The 17,529-nt window shown below is 38.1% G+C and carries 22 protein-coding genes; 6 read left to right on the forward strand and 16 right to left on the reverse strand.

Translation table 11 applies throughout. The features are described 5' to 3' along the window. Position 1: 1 nt before the first annotated feature. Entirely contained in the window at positions 2-415 is a 414-nt protein-coding gene (locus NYR30_RS09095; RefSeq protein ID WP_302500677.1) for a prepilin peptidase, read from the forward strand. 9 nt (positions 416-424) lie between these two features. Here the strand turns inward: NYR30_RS09095 and NYR30_RS09100 are convergent, their stop codons facing one another. From NYR30_RS09100 to NYR30_RS09110, 3 genes are all read right to left on the reverse strand, one after another. Beyond that, entirely contained in the window at positions 425-1,822 is a 1,398-nt protein-coding gene (locus NYR30_RS09100) for a surface lipoprotein assembly modifier (RefSeq protein ID WP_302500679.1), read from the reverse strand. Between the two features lie 159 nt (positions 1,823-1,981). Beyond that, positions 1,982-2,596, reverse strand: a complete 615-nt coding sequence (locus tag NYR30_RS09105; RefSeq protein ID WP_302500681.1) for a factor H binding protein domain-containing protein — start codon at positions 2,594-2,596, stop codon at positions 1,982-1,984. Between the two features lie 55 nt (positions 2,597-2,651). Next, positions 2,652-2,876 (reverse strand): hypothetical protein, encoded by a 225-nt coding sequence (locus NYR30_RS09110; RefSeq protein WP_302500683.1) that lies wholly within the window; start codon positions 2,874-2,876, stop codon positions 2,652-2,654. Between the two features lie 310 nt (positions 2,877-3,186). On the opposite strand from NYR30_RS09110, the gene coaE reads away from it, so the two are divergent. From coaE to NYR30_RS09125, 3 genes are read left to right on the forward strand one after another with little or no spacing between them, the layout of a single operon-like run. Next, on the forward strand, positions 3,187-3,798 hold the full coding sequence (coaE, locus tag NYR30_RS09115) for a dephospho-CoA kinase (RefSeq protein WP_066110365.1): 612 nt from the start codon (positions 3,187-3,189) through the stop codon (positions 3,796-3,798). A 9-nt stretch (positions 3,799-3,807) separates the two neighbouring features. Then, complete coding sequence (gene yacG / locus NYR30_RS09120; protein WP_066110367.1) at positions 3,808-4,020, forward strand: DNA gyrase inhibitor YacG; 213 nt, start codon at positions 3,808-3,810, stop codon at positions 4,018-4,020. Then, positions 4,017-4,286, forward strand: a complete 270-nt coding sequence (locus tag NYR30_RS09125; protein WP_066114153.1) for a GNAT family N-acetyltransferase — start codon at positions 4,017-4,019, stop codon at positions 4,284-4,286. Before yacG ends, NYR30_RS09125 begins: the two co-directional genes overlap by 4 nt. Positions 4,287-4,316: 30 nt before the next feature. On the opposite strand, the gene fdhE is transcribed toward NYR30_RS09125, so the two are convergent. Genes fdhE through fdnG form a run of 4 tightly spaced genes read right to left on the reverse strand, consistent with a single transcriptional unit; the run spans position 4,317 to position 9,871 of the window. Continuing rightward, positions 4,317-5,240 (reverse strand): formate dehydrogenase accessory protein FdhE, encoded by a 924-nt coding sequence (fdhE, locus tag NYR30_RS09130; RefSeq protein ID WP_066108346.1) that lies wholly within the window; start codon positions 5,238-5,240, stop codon positions 4,317-4,319. A 4-nt stretch (positions 5,241-5,244) separates the two neighbouring features. Next, entirely contained in the window at positions 5,245-5,901 is a 657-nt protein-coding gene (locus tag NYR30_RS09135) for a formate dehydrogenase subunit gamma (protein ID WP_066108349.1), read from the reverse strand. Between the two features lies 1 nt (position 5,902). Beyond that, positions 5,903-6,814, reverse strand: coding sequence for a formate dehydrogenase subunit beta (fdxH, locus tag NYR30_RS09140; protein ID WP_066108352.1), 912 nt, complete (start codon positions 6,812-6,814; stop codon positions 5,903-5,905). Further along, complete coding sequence (fdnG, locus tag NYR30_RS09145; protein ID WP_302500689.1) at positions 6,815-9,871, reverse strand: formate dehydrogenase-N subunit alpha; 3,057 nt, start codon at positions 9,869-9,871, stop codon at positions 6,815-6,817. A gap of 204 nt (positions 9,872-10,075) precedes the next feature. Here fdnG and fdhD point away from each other — a divergent pair, with 204 nt between their 5' ends. Next, positions 10,076-10,870, forward strand: coding sequence for a formate dehydrogenase accessory sulfurtransferase FdhD (fdhD, locus tag NYR30_RS09150; RefSeq protein ID WP_066114145.1), 795 nt, complete (start codon positions 10,076-10,078; stop codon positions 10,868-10,870). A gap of 4 nt (positions 10,871-10,874) precedes the next feature. Here the strand turns inward: fdhD and NYR30_RS09155 are convergent, their stop codons facing one another. The 5 genes from NYR30_RS09155 to dapA are packed head-to-tail and all read right to left on the reverse strand — an operon-like array spanning position 10,875 to position 14,063. Next, positions 10,875-11,096, reverse strand: coding sequence for an aspartate/glutamate racemase family protein (locus NYR30_RS09155; RefSeq protein WP_302500694.1), 222 nt, complete (start codon positions 11,094-11,096; stop codon positions 10,875-10,877). After that, positions 11,044-11,697: an IS1595 family transposase gene (locus tag NYR30_RS09160; protein WP_115241497.1), complete on the reverse strand. Its 654-nt coding sequence runs from the start codon at positions 11,695-11,697 to the stop codon at positions 11,044-11,046. Before NYR30_RS09160 ends, NYR30_RS09155 begins: the two co-directional genes overlap by 53 nt. 21 nt (positions 11,698-11,718) lie before the next feature. Next, the gene (locus NYR30_RS09165; RefSeq protein WP_302500696.1) at positions 11,719-12,285 is read right to left on the reverse strand and encodes an aspartate/glutamate racemase family protein; all 567 of its coding nucleotides are present in this window, start codon (positions 12,283-12,285) and stop codon (positions 11,719-11,721) included. Positions 12,286-12,304: 19 nt separating this feature from the next. After that, the gene (locus NYR30_RS09170; RefSeq protein WP_066114139.1) at positions 12,305-13,120 is read right to left on the reverse strand and encodes a pyridoxal phosphatase; all 816 of its coding nucleotides are present in this window, start codon (positions 13,118-13,120) and stop codon (positions 12,305-12,307) included. A gap of 49 nt (positions 13,121-13,169) precedes the next feature. Then, positions 13,170-14,063, reverse strand: coding sequence for a 4-hydroxy-tetrahydrodipicolinate synthase (gene dapA / locus NYR30_RS09175; protein WP_066114136.1), 894 nt, complete (start codon positions 14,061-14,063; stop codon positions 13,170-13,172). 163 nt (positions 14,064-14,226) lie between these two features. Here dapA and bcp point away from each other — a divergent pair, with 163 nt between their 5' ends. Beyond that, complete coding sequence (gene bcp / locus NYR30_RS09180) at positions 14,227-14,694, forward strand: thioredoxin-dependent thiol peroxidase (RefSeq protein ID WP_066114134.1); 468 nt, start codon at positions 14,227-14,229, stop codon at positions 14,692-14,694. Positions 14,695-14,763: 69 nt separating this feature from the next. On the opposite strand, the gene hisIE is transcribed toward bcp, so the two are convergent. The 4 genes from hisIE to hisH are packed head-to-tail and all read right to left on the reverse strand — an operon-like array spanning position 14,764 to position 17,509. Next, positions 14,764-15,381 (reverse strand): bifunctional phosphoribosyl-AMP cyclohydrolase/phosphoribosyl-ATP diphosphatase HisIE, encoded by a 618-nt coding sequence (gene hisIE, locus NYR30_RS09185; RefSeq protein ID WP_066114131.1) that lies wholly within the window; start codon positions 15,379-15,381, stop codon positions 14,764-14,766. 9 nt (positions 15,382-15,390) lie between these two features. Then, on the reverse strand, positions 15,391-16,164 hold the full coding sequence (gene hisF, locus NYR30_RS09190) for an imidazole glycerol phosphate synthase subunit HisF (RefSeq protein ID WP_066114128.1): 774 nt from the start codon (positions 16,162-16,164) through the stop codon (positions 15,391-15,393). Continuing rightward, entirely contained in the window at positions 16,146-16,892 is a 747-nt protein-coding gene (hisA, locus tag NYR30_RS09195; RefSeq protein ID WP_066114126.1) for a 1-(5-phosphoribosyl)-5-[(5-phosphoribosylamino)methylideneamino]imidazole-4-carboxamide isomerase, read from the reverse strand. The genes hisF and hisA overlap by 19 nt, the downstream gene beginning before the upstream one ends. Positions 16,893-16,915: 23 nt before the next feature. Then, a complete protein-coding gene (gene hisH / locus NYR30_RS09200) occupies positions 16,916-17,509 on the reverse strand; it encodes an imidazole glycerol phosphate synthase subunit HisH (protein ID WP_066114124.1) in 594 nt (197 codons plus the stop codon). Positions 17,510-17,529 lie beyond the last annotated feature (20 nt).

A 17,529-nucleotide genomic window follows, 5' to 3' on the forward strand; every position in this document is an offset into this window, starting at 1 on the left:
TTTGTTTGGTTTTAGTTATCTGGTCGTCTATATTGATTACCGCTATCAATTAATTTCTGTGATTCATTGCTATACGCTGATATTACTGGCGCTACTATTTTCGATGCTACAAGTGAGTACATTACCTATTGAGCAAGCCATTCTTAGCTTCACTATCGCCTTTCTTGGCAGCACTTTATGTTATTTTCTCTGCTATTTTATTTTAGGTAAGGACAGCTTTGGCTTAGGCGACACTTTACTGTTTTCGGCACTATCCTTACTGATAGCGCCAGATTTTTTAGCTTATTATTTGCTGTGTTCTTGTATGCTCGCTTTACTCTACACTTTTATCAGTAAAAGTAAGCAAATCGCTTTTGCACCTTATTTAATTATCAGTGCAATACTATGTTTTTATTTTCAACAACACAGTATGTAAATAACAACGTTAGAAAGATTTACTAATTTCTAATCTTACTCCTTTGGAATTCCAACTGTACAACGCTGGTATATTGCTATCCACCTTACGGTAATAATAAACAAGTTTTGGTACAAATCCTTTATAACTTAACTTTTCATGCCATAATGAAACACTACTTAAATAATCCCAATCCTTGCGCACTTGATTAAACAAAAAGTGTTCTTGCATAAATTGACGCTTAGCAATCCGCACAGATAATTGAGTGTTTAAACCATTCCGCCACCGAAAATAAGTGCCTACTCTTCCTGCTGTTGTATGCGAAGATTCAGCAGCACCTTTTAAGTCATCATATTGATAATCTGCACCAATTGAAACTCGCCAATTCGGCAGTACCTGATAACCCCATGTTAGTCCACCAACATAACGACGTCCTTCATAAGCATTTAAATTATCAGCATAATAGTGCTTATACATATAAGAAAAATAAGGGATTAAAACGTGTTGTTCATTCAAATTGTGCGTGAATACCATTTCAAAACCCATATTGTATCCATAGCGAGATCCGCCTAACCAGTTATATTCATAGGTTGGAGCTAATCGAAAACTCTGTTGATGTCGTTGATATAAATAACCCGGACTAACACGCAAAGTATTTTCGCTATACTCTCTTGCATCCCAATATTCAGTACCGTTATAACTTAAGTCTGCATTAAGATAATGATGTCCTATTAATGGCAGCAACTTAGTCATATTTAAATTATAAGTAATACCTTGCCCACTTTTCGGCATTGAATCTGCATCTTTATAAAACGGTACACCCCATAAATAAATTACAGGTATCGAAGAGGCCTGATTAATATTGTCATTACGTGTGTAATAAGCCGATAAATCCCACTGTACATCTAATAATTGATCGACTTGCTTAACGGCAGCTTGTGCAATTGGTTTTGTTATTGCATTACCATTAGTTATCAGATATTGCAGCTGCTGCTGTGCCTCACCAAACTGTTTATCTTCTATCAATACTCTTACAAAATCTAAACGTACATAATCTAAATTTGGTTTTGCTGTTAATAATTGTTCAAGAGCATTCAATGCTTGCGTATAGTTACCTTCATTCCAATAAACTGCTGCTTGCGCATATAAAACTAAATATGGATCGTGTTGCGGTAAGAGTGCATAAATAGGTACTAACTTTTTAACTAAAGACCATTGTCTATCTCGAATTGCTTGATTTAACAGAAGACTAAATAACTGCGGATTTTGTCTCAATTCGGTAAGAGATATGATGTGTTTTTTTGGTACTGCTGGTTGCTGAACTATATTACTAATGGGATTAATTGATGGATTTATCACTGCTGAATTAAGTAATCTTGTCTCATCAGCATTGAAATCATGTACCTGTATTATTTCATTTTTGCCCATAATACTGTTGAACTAAATATCAAAGTAATCAATAAATTAATCTGCAAAATGAGATGCGAATATGTTTTTTTCATTGTTATAAGCCATAAAAAAGCTATCCAAATATTATGATTTCTATCTAGATAGCTGTTAATTATTTAATACAAATTAATAACATCATTATTTATCAGTTTTCGGCGTTTCAGCTCGTTTTCCTCCGAAACCAACATCATATGGACTTTCAATCTGTTCAAATCTTGCAAAGCCAGCAACTTCTTCTGCTTTCGGTCCAAATAATGCCGCTCGATATCTTCCATCTCCTGATTTAACTGATGATGCGTCTCCAACAAAACCCCACTGTACATCACCACCATTAAATTTTCTCTCTTCTATATTAGCTGACTTCAAAGTAATATCACCAGATCTAGTCAAACCAGTAATCTTTCCTGATCCACTAATCTCAGTTGGTGTCACAAATACTACTTGATATTCTAGTTTTCCTACTTCATTACTATCAAAAGCCTCTCCCTTATATGAGAAAGAGGTCGGTGCTGTGGCAGCAACTGAATCTAAATATGCTTTTGTAGTAGGATAGCCCCAAAGATGCGATGTTTTATTTAGAAATTCTTTTTCATCTAATTTTAATTCTTTTGGTACAAGTGCTGTTTGTACAAAGGAGAATGGCTGATTATAAATAAACATTGTACCGTTAACTTTTAGTGGTTGAGAGTCCTTATTTTCTTGGACCACTACTTCATATGCAGCCTGGCTCAATCCTTCTGGTAACTTCGACATATCATATATACCGTCTTTAATTAACTGATTATTTAAGGCAACATAATAAGTACCTTCAGTAAATACTCCTAATACTGGTTGAGTTTTGGCTTTTTTTCACTGCTTCTCTTAATTCTTCAGGTACTGAATTAATTGATGGTTGTGTAATCGTTTGATTGGTTTTTACTGGAGTAATTTGTTTATTTGTATTCTCGGAGGTACCACCGCCACCACCGCCGCCGCCGCAAGCTGTTAAGATTAAAGAACCTAAAACTGACAATAATAACGATCGCTGTTGCATAAAATCCCCTTGTAATCTTAATAATTCCCCCCCCCCCCCCCCTCAAAAAAGAAAGTATTTGAAAGATAAGAGGTATTTCAATTAAAAATTATTTAATTAGTGAAGTCAATAATTTATTATATAAAGAACTTATTTCTTTACTTTATTAAATATCCATATTTTATTTATTGAGTCAAAAAAACAAAACCTCAAACAAAATTTAACATTTCCATAACTATTGAACTATATTCCTTATTTTTGATCTTTTGTATAATAGGCAACCGTTATATTTATTATTTATCCAATATCCTCTAATTTTTAAATCAACATTATGTCTTATATCGTGGGATTAACCGGTGGCATTGGCTGCGGTAAGAGTACCATTGCTAATCTGTTTGCCGAATTGGGTGTGCCAATTGTGGATGCCGATATTGTCGCTCGGCAAGTAGTGGAAAAAGGTTCGCCTTTATTGGCAAAAATTGTGCAACATTTTGGGGCAGAGATTTTATTGCCAACAGGTGAATTAGATCGTGCCGCCTTACGGGAAAAAGTGTTTCAACAACCGCAGGAAAAAACTTGGCTCAATGAATTGTTACATCCTGCAATTCGTGAAGAAATGTTGCAGCAATTGCATAAAATTGATGCTCCTTATGTATTATGGGTAGTACCTTTATTATTTGAAAATCATTTGGAAACTTATTGCAATCGCATTCTTGTTATTGATGTTAGTGAAGAAACACAACTGCAACGAGCCAGCCAACGAGATCATAACTCAATTGAGCTAATTAAAAACATTATGCAGGCACAGGTTTCTCGCCAACAGCGTCTTGCTAAAGCCGATGATATTATTAGCAATGAGCTACCATTTATGGAAAATAAAATGCAGTTAAAGCAACAAGTAACTGCACTACATCAACACTATTTACAGCTAAGTCAGCAATAAGGAAATATTATGTCGCATACAGATGATGATATCGTTTCTGTACCTTGTCCAATTTGTAAGAAAAACGTCATTTGGTCAGAGGAAAGCCCTTACCGTCCATTTTGTAGTAAACGTTGCCAATTGATTGATCTTGGTGAATGGGCAGCGGAGGAAAAGAAAATTCCGACTGAAGAGAGTCCTTTCAGTACGGAAATTGATGAGTTTATGGAGAAATTACAATGAACGAATTAACTATTCAACATAGCGATAACGGTCAAATCGGTACTTTTTTCATTAAAGATCAGGATAAACGGTTAGCCGAACTAACTTATGAATATATCAATCCGCAAACAATTGATGCGAATCATACTTTTGTTGATCCTAGCCTACGTAACCAAGGTATTGGCGATAAATTGTTAAAAGCTTTATTGCAATTCACTGAGCAGAAACAGTTAAAAATTATCGCAAGTTGTAGTTATGTTGCGGCGAAATTACGTAAATATCTTTAACAAAAAAGGCTTGGGATACCAAGCCTTACACTAACCTACCGGAAATAACAAAGGATTTATCCCACTCCGCGAAAAGCCCTTCTCTTCCATTTCATGATCCAACAACAACGTTGCTAAATCATCTGCTGCTGGTTCAACATCAGGATCTTTTTCTTGATACAGTACTTTTAAATAACTATTACAATCGTCACAGCTTTCAGCTTTCACTGGTGCATGTTCACTATCTAGCGACCAATAATCAATATGTGCGGTTTCTTCGCAATTAGTACATTTACTGCGTACAATATTCCATTCACTCTCACATAATGCGCAATGAACATAGCGTAAACCTTGTGTACTGCCAAAATGGACGACACTGGTAATTGGTGCAGAACCACAAACAGGACAGAAATGACGATGCTCACCTAATTCAGCATTTGCATGATGCGGAATTTGCTGTACTAATTGTATCCAATAAAGATTTAACGCTGCCCAAATAAATAGCGCTTGATCACTTGGTACTGCCTCAAATTCATTATTTAATAAACGATCTGCCAGATCTTCTCGTTCTTGTGTCGATGTTTTTTCTAAAGTATCAATAGTGTCAGCAATCATACCATCAGCAAAACTTTTACACTCTTCCAATAAATTGGTAAGTAAAGTTTGCCAAATCGGAGAACGCTGCCAATGTTGATAATGTAATGGCTGCGCCGCTAACACTTCCTCAGTTAATACATCCTTGTCTAAACGAGGATCTTTTTCAATTGGTTGTTCTTGCAATAAGCGTAATTGTACATCGACCACTTTTGCAGTGAACTCAAGATAATCTTTGAACGGACTATTTTCAGCCAATTGACGTAATCTTTTTGCTCGACGCTGATATAAATTTTTTGGATTCGCGAAAAGTAACGGGGGGCTAGTTAGCCCCTCCGCTGCTTGTTGAATTTCGCTCTCTGGTAAGATACGAATACTCATCTAATTATTTTCCTTGTTGTTCTTCTCGTTTTAAAATCGGTTCGATTTCTTCACGATACCAACGTGGATGGTGTTTCTTCGCCCAACGCGCTGTTACTTTACCACCTAACATTCCAGTAATTGAGCCTTTCACCCAAATTGCCATATAAATATGCACCATAATGCCAAGAATTAATGCAATAGCACTACAAGCATGCAATAAGATCGCAATACGGATAACAGGAATTGGGAATGATGGTGCAAAATATGGGCGCCACATAATAATACCTGTGCCTAGAAGAAGTAATAAAGCACCAATCAATGTCCAGAACAATAATTTTTGTCCCATATTGTAGTGACCTACATCAGCAACATGATGCTCATTACCTTTCAACACTTCTACCACGTTTAACAACCAACGCCAGTCCCCCTTCTCAATTAAGTTATCGCGCCAATAGGTTTTAAATAACACCATAAACGCGGCAATCATAATTAAACCAGTGAACGGGTGTACAACACGTGCTAATTGCGGTGTACCAAGAATCTCAGCAATCCACGCAAAATCTTGGAAAAAGAAAGAAAGTCCAGATAAACCTGTTGTGAAAAAGCAGAAAACAACAAGCCAGTGACTTAAACGTTCTTTTACGCTATGGCGCAACACTTTTTTGTTTAAATCAACCATATTATTTTCCTCCTTTCGCATCATGATCATGTGGATTAATCACTTCTTCTTCCTCAAGATCTTCAGTGTTTGGTCCCATTGCAATATAGTGCGCTGCCGCACCTACTGCTAATGCGCCCATTGCTACACCAGCAAGTGGTTTAAGCACACCTTTCCAGAGTGAAACAACTTCACTGATATGAGGATCTTTCGGTAACCCTGAATACAATTCTGGACGATCAGCATGATGTAAAACATACATCACGTGAGTACCACCAACCCCTTGCGGATCGTAAATACCGGCATTTTCATAACCGCGGCTCTTAAGATCTGCCACACGTTTTTCTGCATAATGTAACATCTCTTCTTTACTGCCGAAATGAATCGCACCAGTTGGGCAAGTTTTCGCACAAGCTGGTTCTTGTCCTACATTGACACGATCTGAACATAAGGTACATTTATAAGCACGATTATCTTCAGGATTAATACGCGGTACGTTAAACGGACAACCTGCAATACAGTAACCACAACCAATACACTTATCAGATTGGTAATCCACAATCCCATTAGCATATTGAATAATCGCACCTGGAGAAGGGCAAGCCTTCAAACAACCTGGATCAGAACAGTGCATACAACCATCTTTACGGATTAACCATTCAAGACGATCATTCTCTTCAACTTCGTTGAATTTCATCACTGTCCATGCTTTCGGTTCAAGATCAACCGGGTTGTCATAAACACCGACGCAATTACCTGGCTCTGCACGTAAATCATTCCATTCAGAACAAGCTACTTGACAGGCTTTACAACCAATACAGGTAGTTACATCAATCAGTTTTGCCACTTCAACTTTGTGATCACGCACTTGTGGCGGTGGTGTAAGCCCCGATGTTGCTGAGGCTCTGATAATATCTTGAGTTTGAACTGCCATTTACGCCTCCGCAACTTTTTCAATATTCACAAGGAATGCTTTGAATTCAGGTGTTTGTGTATTTGCATCACCAACACGAGGCGTTAAGTTATTGGCAAAGAAGCCTTTCTTACCTACGCCAGCAAAGCCCCAGTGAATCGGAATACCAATGGTATGAACAACTTTACCATCCACTTCTAATGGACGAATCCGTTTCGTTACTACGGCAACCGCTTTCACATAACCACGAATTGAACTTACTTTCACCTTATCGCCATGCTTGATACCTTTTTCAGCAGCAAGTTGTTCGCTAAGTTCCACAAATTGTTCTGGTTGTGCAATCACATTTAATAGTGAATGTTTAGTCCAGAAGTGGAAATGCTCTGTTAAACGATAGGTGGTTCCCACATATGGGAATTTATCATTAGATCCAAACGATTCTTTATCTGATGGCAAGATACGTGCCACTGGGTTAGAAATCACATTCGGATGTAATGGGTTAGTACCAATTGGTGTTTCAAGTGGTTCATAATGTTCTGGGAACGGACCTTCAGCCATCTTATCAATTGCAAACAATCGAGAAACCCCTTCAGGTTGCATAATAAATGGTGTTACGTCACTGCCTGGAGGCGCTGTACTAAAGTCAGCCACATCCACATAGTTCCAGTTTTTACCATTCCATTTCACCAACTGACGTTTCGCATTCCAAGGTTTACCTTGTAAATCTGCTGATGCGCGGTTGTAGATAATACGGCGGTTTAATGGCCATGCATACGCCCAATTTAAGGTATTACCTAATCCTGATGGATCTGAGCTATCGCGGCGAGCCATCATATTACCTTTTTCAGTCCATTGGCCGGTATAGATCCAGTTACCAGATGAAGTAGTACCATCATCACGTAAGAAAGCAAAACTTGGTAATAGCTCGCCTTTCTTCACAAGCACTACACCATTAGGATCTTTAAGATCTTCCAACGCATAACCGTTATTTTCTTTCGCTAATTCTTCTGCTGTTGGTTCGCTTGGGTTGAGATAATTCCAACTCATTGCATTAAGTTGTTCAACACCACGACCGCCTTCTTTTTCATAAAGCTCAATTAAAGCTTCACGAATTTCAGAAAGAATTGCGATATCTGGTTTCGCTTCTGCCGGAGCATCTGCACCTTTCCAGTGCCATTGCAACCAACGGCCAGAGTTAGCAATAGAACCATCTTCTTCCGCGAAACAGGTGGTTGGTAAACGGAAAACTTCAGTTTGAATATCTTCAGTTTTCACATCGTTGTATTCACCATAGTTTTGCCAGAAATTAGAGGTATCTGTCGCTAATGGATCCATTACTACAAGGAATTTCAACTTACTTAATGCAGTAAGTACCTTGTTCTTATCTGGATAAGAAGCAATTGGGTTAAATCCTTGGCAGAGATAACCATTTACTTTTCCTGCATACATCATATCGATGAAGCGGAAGTGATCATATTTTTGATCCATCTTCGGTAAATAGTGATAGCCGAATTGATTTTCAGCAGTCGCGTTAGCACCGAAGAAAGTTTTCAACATACTGATAAAGAATTTCGGTGTATTGCCCCAATAGTTCACCTGACCTTTTTGTGTTGGTTTCGGTGTAATACGATTGAGATACGCTTCTAACGAAACATCTTTATCGGTTGGTAATCCCATATATCCCGGTAGCATATGCGGGAATAAACCTAAGTCTGTGATACCTTGTACGTTTGAGTGTCCGCGTAATGCGTTAACACCACCACCCGCAACCCCAATATTACCAAGTAATAATTGGATCATTGCCATGGTACGAATATTTTGCGAACCGACACTATGTTGTGTCCAACCTAGTGCATACAAGAAGGTTGCTGCTTTAGCTGGATCAGCTGTTTTCGCAATTTCTTCACAGAAAATTTTGAAATCTTTTTGTTTAGTTCCACAAATACGTTCAACCATTTCTGGTGTATAGCGTGAAACGTGTTTTTTCAAGAGATTAATTACACAACGTGGATCTTGCATTGTCATATCACGTTTTGCAAAACCCTCTTCGTCCAATTGATAAGACCAAGTCGCTTTATCATATTGGCGTTTTTCAGGATCGTAACCAGTAAATAATCCATCTTCAAAATTGAAGCCTTCATTTACTAAGAAAGTCGCATTTGTGTAATATTTTACATATTCATGTTGGATCTTATCGTTAGTTAATAGGTAATTAATCACCCCTGAAAGGAAGGCAATATCTGTACCTGAACGAAGCGGCATATAAATATCAGCAACAGCTGCGGTACGATGGAAACGTGGATCCACCACCATAATTTTCGCACCATTATTTTTTTTCGCTTCAATCGCCCAACGGAAACCGACAGGGTGAGCCTCTGCGGCATTACCGCCCATAACGATAACGAGATCGGAATTCTTAATATCAACCCAGTGATTGGTCATCGCACCGCGACCAAATGATGGAGCAAGACTTGCTACCGTTGGTCCGTGTCAGATACTCGCTTGGTTGTCAACAGAAAGGATACCGAGCATTCTTACCCATTTTTGGGTCAAGATCCCAGTTTCGTTACTTGCTGCTGATGCGGCGAGCATTCCTGTTGTTAGCCAACGGTTTACTGGTGTTCCTTCTGCGTTAGCTTCAATAAAGTTAGCATCGCGGTCATCTTTCATTAAACGTGCAATACGGGTAATCGCATCATGCCAAGAAATACGTTTCCATTCTTTTGAACCTGGCGCACGATATTCAGGATATTGCAAACGATTTGGACTGTTTACATAATCCAACGCACCAGCCCCTTTAGGGCAAAGCGCACCACGGCTTACTGGATGATCTGGATCGCCTTCGATATGGAATAGTTTTCCTTTAGCATTTTTGGCCTTATCGCCGATGGAATATAGCAACATTCCACAGCCAACAGCACAGTAAGTACAGGTATTTCTCGTTTCAGTCGTATGGAGTAATTTATACTCGCGAGGAGCTGCTAACGCCACTTCTGGCGCAAATCCGAGCATGGCAGCAGAAGTCCCTGCCATTCCACCTGCACAGATCTTAAAGAATTTTCTTCTTGTGACCTGCATAGATACTCCTTGTTGGATAGTAGTGAGTAGAAGTTAATAAATCTATTTTATTTTGTGATCAAAATGTAATCCTTACATTTTCGAGGTGTAGATTACTCTTTCTTTGTAATATAATCAATGACCCCTTGTGGACTACTGTTGCAAGCATATGCCTGTCAACCGAAAGAAACACCTACTTATTATAGGTATTTTGAGGAAAATTTGATGCAACTCATAAAAAAGAAATGTGTTTTATATCAAAAAAATAACAATTATTTTTCATTTAATCCAATTGGAGAGGAAAAATTAGACAGTCTTGCCATAGAAATGCCTGTTGCTCTTGTCTATAACGGCATTTCCCATAGTGTAATGATGTGTACACCGCAAGACTTAGAAGAGTTTGCTATCGGTTTTTCATTAACAGAAGGCATTATCAACGATCCAAAACAAATTTATGGCATTGATATCGAAGAAACTTGTAACGGTATTGAAGTGCAAATCGAGTTATCAACACGCCAATTTGTCGCACTTAAAGAACATCGCCGTAATCTAGTTGGGCGTACTGGTTGCGGGATTTGCGGTGTTGAACAACTACAACAAGTGCAGCGTCAATATGCAAAAACAGAAAGCACTTTTACCTTAGATCCATCATTAATTGACAACTGCTTAGCACAATTAGAACAACATCAATTACTCGCGAAAGAAACTGGAGCGACGCACGCAGCAGCGTTCTTTACTCCGCAAGGTGAGTTACTTGCTTTGCGTGAAGATGTGGGACGTCACGTTGCATTGGATAAATTATTAGGTTGGTATGCCACACATCAACGCCCTCAAGGTTTTGTGTTTGTTAGTAGTCGGGCAAGTTATGAAATGGTACAAAAATGTCTAGCTTGTGGGATCGAGATGTTAGTAGCGATTTCTGCGCCAACTGCACTTGCGGTAGAAATGGCGGAACAACACCATTTCACCTTATTTGGCTTTGCCCGTAAAGGACGGATAACAAAATATACTGGTAACTAGAACACTATTGCAGTGCTAATTCTACTGCACTTTGCGCGTGAATAATGGTGGTATCAAAAATTGGCAACTCAATATCTTGTTCTTTGATTAATAAACCAAGCTCAGTACAACCTAAAATAACACCTTCCGCACCTTGTTGTTGTAATTCATTAAGGGGCTGAAGTAGATTAGCGTTAAATCTGACACCATTTCCGCAGGATTTTGAGCTGTTGAGATGGTGTCCCATAATTGAAACGAAACTCACATTCTTTCAAAAAAAGAGGGAAAGATTTTCGATCAATTCCATTATACTTTCTTAGCACACGCTTTGCTTGATTCCAAAAATTCTCTATCCCATTAATGTGATTTCGCCGCTCAGCAAAATGAGTACTGTGGTTAATTCTATAATGCGTAAACTCACTAACATCTAGCACATCATAGCTATGATAACAATCTGTATAAACAATGCTATCTGGTTGTATTTTCTTTTTAATAACAGTAAGTAAGGTATCAGTCTTAGTGTTTTGTACAGTTACTGTGTAAACTTTTCCATGGCGTTTAAGCATGCCAAACACCACCATTTTACCAGCTGCACCCCGACCTCTTTTCCCTTTTCGCACACCACCAAAATAGCTTTCATCTAACTCTACTTCGCCATCGAAAAGTTCATGTGCTTGTAGTGCTAAATGATGGCTGATAACGAGACGAATTTTTCGATAAAACAAGATGGCAGTATTGGCTTGAATGCCAAGCAAATCTGCTGCTGATCGTGCTGTTACTTCTAATACAAAAAATTCAAGCAGTTTTCTTTGTATAGATTTCTTTAGTTTACAATTGGTTATCTTCATTTTTGTAGCTTAGCATAAGTGCTAATCTACTTCAGCCCCTTCATTAATAATACGCTGAAATGTTTGACGAGATGATACTTCTACTTTACCAAGACAAAGTTCAGTAAAAATAATACGATTAATCTCTTCAATATCACTTTGCTTAGGAATTAATACGTCAATACCTTGATCTATAATTCTTTGTTTATAAAAATCTTCAATCATCGTATATTTTGTGCCCAACAAAGCCACTTTATTAATATGATGTTTTTGTAATTGTTCAATCGTTGCATCTGCAATATGAATAATCGGAATATTTATTTGTGTTGCAATTTGAGGCGCAACTTTATGCATAGTATTGGTACAAATTAATATAAAATCTGCACCAGCTAGCGCCAATTTTTGCGCAGCATTGGCTAATATCTCTGCACTTTTATCCCAATCACCACTAACCTGACATCTCTCAATTTCTGCAAAATCAACACTATAAAGGACTATCTTTGCAGAATGTAATCCACCAAGACGTTGTTTAATTTGCTGATTGATAATTTGGTAATAAGAAACGGTGCTTTCCCAGCTCATTCCACCTAATAATCCAATGACTTTCATATTCATTCCACTAAAAATATTAATCAAGATATTGTATTAATACTTCCGCAATACCATTATCGTCATTACTTTTAGTAACGAGCTTCGCTTGCTGTTTAACTTCTTCTTCAGCATTTCCCATTGCTACACCAAGACCAACAGCCGTTAGCATACTGGTATCGTTATGATTATCACCAAAAGCGATAACATCTTTAGGATCAACACCCCATAACGCTAGTAGCTCTAACAAGCGCCCACCTTTAGTGTTACCAATATTTGCAATATCTACCCGATCAATCCACGACCACTCACAACTAAACTGATCACTAGGTAAATTATCCACCACTTGCAACATCACTTCACGACTCGGTGCACTAATCACACATTTCCAAATAATGTCACCACTGGTAATGAAATGGTATAAGTCTGGTACTTGTCGTACATTTGGTCGTACTGCAAGTTCGCAGCCATCTGCCCACGCTTTGAACTTTTCCATATGTGGATTAAAAGTTTGAAAATTCATTGCATCACGTGAATACAATAAAACGTGTGAACCATATTGATAAGCTAGATCAAGAATCTTTTTCGCTTTTTCTGCTGTTAACGGATTTGCGGCTAACACATTATCCGTTTCCATTTGATACAGATAAGTGCCATTACAGCAAACTACTGGTGTATCTAATCCTAACTCATAATAATAGGGTTTTACCGCAGTGTGATGTCTGCCTGTTACTAAAACCACTTTTTTACCTTGCGCTCTTGCTTGTTGAATTGCTGCAATGCTACTCGGTAAGATTTTTCCTTCGCTATTTAATAATGTGCCATCTAAATCAAATGCAATAACTTGATAACTCATAAGACTCCTTTAAAACAAAAAACAGGCAAAATGCCTGTTTTCCTATTCTTTATAATAATCCTGCAATTTGCAGTGCTTTAATAACTTTTGGTTGTGCTTCTTCACTCAAAGTAGTCAACGGCAAACGCAATGTTGGTTCATCAATTAAACCTAATTTATAGCAAGCCCATTTCACTGGAATTGGGTTAGATTCAACAAAGAGATCGTGGTGTAACGCCATTAAACGTTGGTTAATTTCTTCAGCTTCGTCGAATTTACCTGCTAGTGCTAAAGCACAAACTTTCGCCATATCAGCAGCAGCCACGTTATTGGTTACCGAGATAACCCCTTCCCCACCTGCTTTCATAGAATCTAAGAAAGTCGCATCATCGCCACTTAATACAATAAAATCTTCACCCGCTAATTTTTTAATTTTTTGTACACGACTAACATCGCCAGTTGCTTCTTTAATCCCAACAATATTTGGAATTTCTGCTAAACGCCCCACAGTTTCCGGTAATAAATCGCTGCCAGTACGGCTTGGTACGTTATATAAAATTTGTGGTAAATCAGTGCATTCAGCAATGGTTTTGAAATGTAGATACATTCCTTGTTGAGTTGGTTTATTGTAGTAAGGCACAACGGTTAAACAACCTGCGATACCGCTGCCATTTAATAATTTCGTCATTGTGACTGCTTCGCTGGTCGCATTGGCGCCTGCGCCTGCAATAACTGGAATACGTCCATCGGCAAATTCAACTGTTTTAAGAATAGTTTTGATATTTTCTTCAATGCTTAATGTTGCTGCTTCACCGCTAGTACCCACCGAAACAATCGCACTTGTGCCTGCTTCAATATGGTAATTTACTAATTTTTTTAATTGTCCGTAATTGACTTCGCCTGCGCTATCCATTGGGGTGACTAAGGCAACGATACTGCCTGAAAATAAAGGTTGTGATGACATAATTACTCCTGAGATTTTTTGTTGTTGTACTTTGCAAAAATGCTGATACAGTCTGAATAAAACGATGCTTTCTAGCTTGCCAAAATTACCTTACATTGCAAGCAATTTTTTTATTTTTCGCTATAATTCTGTAGAAAAGTTATTTCGTCGAAAAGGAGAAAAGATGAAAACATTAACTGCTGGTGAAAAAGCACCAATTTTTACATTACTTGATCAACATTCTCAACCAGTATCATTACAAGATTTTCAAGGACAAAAAGTACTCGTTTATTTCTATCCAAAAGCCCTTACTCCCGGTTGTACTACACAAGCCTGTGGTATTCGTGATACTCAAGCGGAATGGCAAGCATTAAATGTCAAAGTATTGGGTATCAGTCCTGATCAGCCAACTAAACTGGCACAATTTGAGCAGAAGAAAGAGTTAAATTTTACTTTGTTATCTGATCCTGATCATCAAGTGGCAGAAGCTTTTGGCGTTTGGGGTGAAAAGAAATTTATGGGTAGAACTTTTGACGGTATTCATCGCATCAGTTTCTTAATCAATGAACAAGGCATTATTGAAAAAGTCTTTGATAAATTCAAAACTGGAGAACATAACCAAGTCGTCTTAGATTATTTGAAAAATGCGTAATTGATGCTACTAACAAAAATGGCTTAACTTTGCTCTCTGAAAATTAAGCCATTTTTTATGAACTAGATTTTATTTATGACGTTCTTTTAATTTATTAATTACATCTGCCCAAGTTAAATTTGCATCTTGTAATAAAACGGTTAAGTGGTACGCCAAGTCTGCCGCCTCACAGATCGTTTCTTCACGATCACGTACTGTCGCTGCCAAAGCAGTTTCTACACCCTCTTCACCCACTTTCTGTGCAATACGTTTTGTACCTCTAGCATAGAGTGAAGCCGTATAAGAGCTACTTGGATCGGCATCTTTACGTGCATTCAATAATTTTTCTAACTTACTAAAGAAAATCCAATTAGGGTTTTCTGAAATTGGTGAGAAACAGCTATCTGTTCCCTCGTGACAAGTCGCTCCAATTGGATTCACCAAAATTAATAAGGTATCACGATCACAATCTAACGTATAATCCACCACATTTAAAAAATGCCCTGAAGTTTCTCCTTTAGTCCATAAACGTTGTTTAGTACGAGAAAAGAAAGTTACTTTTTTCTCTGCTAACGTTTTTGCTAGCGCTTCTTGATTCATATAGCCTAACATTAATACTTCGCAAGTATCGGCATTTTGTACAATTACTGGCAATAATCCATCTACTTTTTGCCAATTAATTTGTTCTATAAGTTGTTTATCTGACATTGTTTTTACCTAACTTCTAATTGCAATATATTCGTTAATTAAATACTGTTTTAATTCGCCAATATTAATAATTTGTTTATGGAAGACACTCGCCGCTAAGGCACCATCTACATTAGCTTCCACAAAAGCATCTCTGAAATGCACCATCTCTCCAGCACCACCAGAAGCAATTAAAGGAACTTGGCACACTTTACGCACTTTTTTGAGTTGCACTAAATCATAACCATTACGTACGCCGTCTTGGTTCATCATATTAAGCACGATTTCACCTGCGCCACGTTTTTGTACTTCTTGCACCCAATCAATAGTTTGCCAATTGGTTTGACGTGTACGCTTTTCATCACCTGTGTATTGATTAACCCAATATTTACCCGTTTCTTGCTCAAACCAACTATCAATTCCAACCACAATCGCCTGCACACCAAAACGATCTGCCAATTGGTTAATCAAATCAGGATTGGCTAATGCTGGTGAATTAATCGAAATTTTATCAGCACCAAAAGCAAAAATTTGTTCCGCATCTGCAATAGTTTTAATCCCACCAGCGACACAAAAAGGAATATCAATGACTTGTGCAACACGTTCCACCCAGCTTTTATCCACTGTGCGACCATCAGATGAAGCGGTAATATCATAAAACACTAATTCATCGGCGCCCTCTTCAGCATAACGTTTCGCCAATGGCACAATATCGCCAATAATTTCGTGATTGCGGAACTGCACACCTTTTACTACTTGCCCATCACGCACGTCCAAACAAGGAATTATCCGTTTTGCCAACATTCAATTGCCTCCGCTACCGTAAATTTACCTTCTAATAAAGCTCGACCAACAATCACTCCAGCCACGCCAGCTCCTTTTAACGCTGCAATATCTGCTAATGAACCAATACCGCCCGAAGATTGGAATTGGATTCGTGGATATTTCGCACAAATTTCTTGATAAAGAGCAACATTTGAACCGCTTAACGTACCATCTTTGGAAATATCAGTACAAAGAACGTGTTGCAAGCCAACTTGAGCGAAATCTTCAATCGCTTGTTCTAAAGTGAGTTCACTGGTTTCTTGCCAGCCATGAATTGCAATCAACTTTTTACCTGCAACAATATTAATATCTAAGGCTAAGACAAATTTTTCAGCGCCATATTTTTGCATCCAACCTTTCACCATTTCCGGTTGCTTAATCGCCGTTGAACCTACCACCACTCGATTAGCGCCCACTGCTAATAAATCTGCCACATCTTGTTCAGTACGGATACCGCCACCAACTTGTACCGGACAATTCGTAGCCGCAATAATTTTTCCAATTAGCGTAGTTTGACGTGCTTTTGGATCTTTTGCCCCAGTTAAATCGACTAAATGTAATTGTTCTGCGCCTTGCTGCACATACTCGGCAAATTGTTCAATTGGATTATCGCTATAAGTCGTCTGCTTAGCATAATCGCCTTGATGTAAACGCACCACCTGACCATTAATTAAATCTAAGGCAGGAATAATAATTGATTTTGTCATGTTTGATCCTGTTGATTTTTCTCTTATATTTTTTCGATAAAATTACGTAATAACTGTGCTCCGACTTTACCAGAACGCTCTGGATGGAACTGTACGCCATAAAAATTATCTTTATGTAATGCAGCAGAAAATGGCACCCCATACTCACAAGTTGCAATCGTATTTTCATTTGGTAATACGGCAAAACTATGCACAAAATAGAAATAACTACCGACAGGAATATCTGCAAACAATGCCTCATTTGTAGAAAATTGCACTTGATTCCAACCCATATGCGGCAAAGGTAAACCTGTATCAGGCAATAATTCAGTACGTCCACTCATCAGTTTCAAGGTTTCCACGTTACCTTCTGTCGAATATTCAGTCATTAACTGCATACCTAAACAGATGCCTAAAACAGGTTGTGTTAATGAACGAATAGTGGCGATTAATTCACGTTGCTGTAAATTATGCATAGCGGCATTTGCCGTCCCCACTCCGGGCAAAAGTAATTTATCCGCCTGTTGAATTTTATTTAAATCTCGGCTGATTTCTGCGTTATAACCCAATCGATCAATGGCAAATTTTACCGATGAAAGATTGGCACAGCCTGTGTCGATGATGATGATGTTTTGCATTTTAGTCCTTTTAAGTTAAA

The sequence above is a fragment of the Gallibacterium salpingitidis genome, from assembly GCF_030517105.1.
Taxonomy (GTDB): Bacteria; Pseudomonadota; Gammaproteobacteria; order Enterobacterales; family Pasteurellaceae; genus Gallibacterium; species Gallibacterium salpingitidis.